Here is a 3,880-nt window from a genome sequence, read left to right as displayed (position 1 = left end):
GGGTTCCACCCCCCCCGCCGCGGCCCGCGCGACCCCCGCCGCGGCCACCACGCCGCCCTCGGCCGGGAGGAGCAGGGTGAGGTCGGCGTTGTCGAACTGCTCGAGTTCGGCGAGCCGCCCGGCCTGCCGGTCGACCATCTCCTCGAACACCTTGCGCGCCGCCCGTCCGTTGCCGAAGTCCGGGCCCTTGGGCATCCGTTCGAAGTGGACGGCGAGGGCCTCGCGCGTGCCCGGGGCGAGTTCGTAGCCGTGGCTCGCGGCCGCCCGCTCGACGATGGTGGTGAGCTCGTCGTCGTTGTAGTTCTCGAACTCGACGGTGCGGCTGAAGCGGGAGGCGAGGCCCGGGTTGGAGGCCAGGAACTCGCGGATCTCGTCCTCGTACCCGGCGACGATCACCACGAGGTCGTCGCGGTGGTCCTCCATGAGCTTCACGAGCGTGTCGATCGCCTCCCGGCCGAAGTCGGGGCCGCTGCCGCCCGATCCCGCGGAGAGCGTGTAGGCCTCGTCGATGAACAGCACGCCGCCGAGCGCCTCCTTGACCACCTCGGTGGTCTTGAGCGCGGTGCCGCCGATGATGGAGGCGACCAGGTCGGCGCGCGCCACCTCGGTCAGGTGCCCGCTGCGCAGCACGCCGAGTTCGGCCAGGATCGCGCCGTAGAGGCGGGCGACGGTGGTCTTGCCGGTGCCGGGCGGGCCGGCGAAGACGAGGTGGCGGCTCATCGGGAGGGCGGGCAGGCCGGCCTGTTCGCGGCGGCGGGCGAGCTTGTTGAGGTTGACGAGCGTGGCGACCTGGTCCTTGACGCCCTCCAGGCCGACGAGGGTCTGCAGGACGGCCTGCGGGCCCTGCTCCTTCACGGGGGCGGCCGCCTCACCGGCCGGGCCGTCCGCAGCGGCCTCCACGGCGGCCGGGGTCGTCGCGGCGGCCGCGGCGGCCGTGCCGTGGGCGTCCGCGGAGCGGTTGTCGCGGCTGTCCAGGTGCTCGACGGCGAGCCGTTCGGTCGGCTCGGTCTGCCGCAGGCCCGCGCCCTCGTTCTCGGCGACCACGCAGTCGCTCAGCCGGACGGGCTCCGCGGACTCCGAACGGACGCCGTCCACGGTGTTGTTGGTCATCCGGCAGCCCGTCAGGGTCGCCCTGGCGCCGGGCAGGAGGTGCAGGCCGTGCCGCCGGTTGGCCCGCAGGCCGGCCCGGGTGGCGGTGAGTTCGCCGTCGTGCTCGACGCTCACGCCGTCGTACGCGTTGTCCTCGGCGTCGACGTCGCGCAGCGTCGCGACGCCCTCGGCGCCGACCGAGATCCCGCAGCCCTTGCTGCCGCGCACGGTGCTGCCGCCGACGTAGGTGTTCGCGCCGTCCTCGATCCGCACCCCGTCGCGTCCCGAGTCGACGACGGTGGCGTCCTCGATCCGGCCGCGCCCGTCGCGCAGCACCTCGACGCCGTGCCCGGCCGCGGCCGTGACGGCGAGGCGGCGCAGCAGCGGGTTGGCGCCGTCGCGGACGACGACCCCGGCGCCGGCCGCGTCCCGCACCTCCAGGCGGTCGAACTCGGCCGCGCTCTCGCCGGTCAGCTCGACGCCGTCCGTCTCGCCGTCGCGCACCACCGTCCGGACCAGGCTCGGCCCGGCGGACTCCCCGACGTGGATGCCGGCCTGGACGGCGGACGTCACCTCGCAGTCCTCGAAGGTGCCCCTGGCGCGTCCGGAGACGTGCAGGCCGTTGCCCTGCGTGCGGACCGCGCGGCAGCGCCGCAGCAGCGGGTCGGTGCCGTTGGTGAGCACGTAGCCGTGGGCGCGCACGGCGCTGACGGTGCAGTCCTCCAGCTCCACGCGGGCGGTGGAGCCGATGAAGACGCCGAGCGCGCTGTCACGGATCTGCGTGCGCACCACGCGGGTGGTGCTCTGCTCCTCGAGTGCGATGGCGGGCTTGTCGGTTGCGGAGATCTCGCAGTCCTCGATCACGCCGCGGGACTCGCCGTTGGCGCACACGCCGTTGCCCCGGGCGTCGCGCAGCACGCAGCGGCGCACGGTGGGGTTGGCGCGCTCGCCGATCACCAGGGCGGAGGTGCCGAGGTGTTCGATCACGCTGTCCTCGATGACGCTCGCACCGGTCGAGGTCTCCACCAGGCCGGCGCCCGCCGGGTTCACCACGCGGCAGCCGCGCATCGCCAACTCGCCCTGCTGGCGGGTCAGTACGGCCGTCCACGCGCTGCCGGCCACTTCGCAGTCCTGGAGGGCGAGCTGGCCGCGCGGCACGTCCACGGCGGGCAGTTCCTCGTCCCGGCCCTGGAGCACCAGGCCGGTCAACTGCACCGCCTCGGCCAGCACTTGGAGCACCGAGCCGCGGCGCGGACTGATCCGCACGCTGCCCCGGACGTCCTCGGCCGTGATCGTCACCATCTTGGTGACCACCAGGTTCTCCTCGTACCGGCCGGGGCGCACCGAGATCACCGCGCCGCTGCGGGCCGCCTGGAGGGCCTCGCCGATCGTGCGGTAGAAGCCCGGCTGCGAGCCGGACTCCCGCTGCTCCGCACAGACCGTCAGCACCGCGCGTGACATGCGTGGGGGTTCCCTTCGTTGGGGGTGGAGCGTGGGGCGGTCAGGAGGTGCAGGTCGCGCGGATCGCGCTCGCCGCGTGGTGGGCGTGGGACACGCCGCTGCCCCAGTCCACGCCGCGGGTGTGGAGGGTGACGGACAGCGAGCCGCTGTAGGCGAAGCTGCCTACGTTCACCCAACTTCCCTGACTGGCCGTCTGGTTGACGTTGAAGGAGCCGCCCGATCCGCCGCTCTGCACCGTGTAGTACGTCGGGTGGCCGCCGACCTTCGTCACGTCTCCGCTCGCGGGGACGTAGACGGACAGGGCGCAGGTGCTGGCGTTGCCCAGGTTGAACGTCCACACCACCGAGGCGGAGGGGTCGTCCTTCGAGGCGTCGCCGTACATCGGGACCGAGGTGTAGCTGCCGTTGCAGCCATCGCCGCTCCAGCCGCCGGAGTTGCCGATCCAGCCCTCGATGCCCTTGCTGAACCGGCCGTTCTCCCGGTAGGAGCCCTTGCCGCTGCACCCCGGGCCGAGGACCGTCACCACGGGCGGCGGGTCGGCGGGCTTCGCGGGCGGGACGGGCTGCTGCGGGGCCGGCTGCTGGGGCGCGGGCTGTTGCGGGGCGGGCTGCTGCTGGCCCGGGACGGCGGGCTTGGCGGCCCCCGGCGCGGGCTGCTGCGGGGCGTTGCCGCCGGCGCCGCCGGACCCGCCGGAGCCGCCGCCCGATGAACCACCCGTCGTGGCCGCCGGGTTGCCGCCGCCCTGGTTCACCGTGCCGGGCTGCCGGGCCGCAGGCGCGCCACCGGCCCCGGGCGCGCCCGCCGCAGGGGCACCGGCCGACTGGCCCGGGACGACCGGCTGACCGGCGTCCGTGCTCGGCGCACCCGCGACGGGGTCGCCGACGGGCACCGCGGCACCCGGTGCAGTGCCGCCGGGTGCGCCCTGGTCTCCGGGGGGCGCGCCGTTGCCGCCGCCGCCGTTGCCACCGTTGTTGCCGTCGGTGCCCGGCACGTACCCGTTGCCGCCGTCGCCGCCGCCCTGCCCGTACCCGGGCGGGTTGTCCGCCTGCGCGGGACCGTGCTTCGGATCGCCCCCGCCCAGCTGCGTGACCACGACGGACGCACCCACCAGCACCAGGCCCACCGCGACGGCGGCCGCGACCATCGGACGCGAAACCCGGCCCGGACGCGGGCCGTCGGCGGCGGGCGTGGCGCCCGCGCGGTCCCCCCCCGCCCCCACCCCGCCCGGCTGCTCCTCCAGACAACCTAACCCCCGCTCACCCCCGCCGCGTACGCGGCCGTCTTCGCCTCCGTCCGGCAGTTCAACGACACCGTCCGCGAGGTCTACGAC

2 protein-coding genes are annotated in these 3,880 nt (G+C 75.2%); both read right to left on the bottom strand.

Translation table 11 applies throughout. From position 1 onward, the window contains the following. On the bottom strand, positions 1–2,550 hold a 2,550-nt coding region (locus ACFV4F_RS35235; RefSeq protein ID WP_380508816.1), incomplete at its 3' end, for a right-handed parallel beta-helix repeat-containing protein. Between the two features lie 40 nt (positions 2,551–2,590). Then, on the bottom strand, positions 2,591–3,694 hold the full coding sequence (locus tag ACFV4F_RS35230) for a hypothetical protein (protein ID WP_380508813.1): 1,104 nt from the start codon (positions 3,692–3,694) through the stop codon (positions 2,591–2,593). Positions 3,695–3,880: the final 186 nt, after the last annotated feature.

The sequence above is a fragment of the Kitasatospora sp. NPDC059722 genome, assembly GCF_042733235.1.
Classification (GTDB): domain Bacteria; phylum Actinomycetota; class Actinomycetes; order Streptomycetales; family Streptomycetaceae; genus Kitasatospora.
Note: the sequence above shows the minus strand (reverse complement) of the source record. Positions and strands in the feature narration are given on the sequence as shown.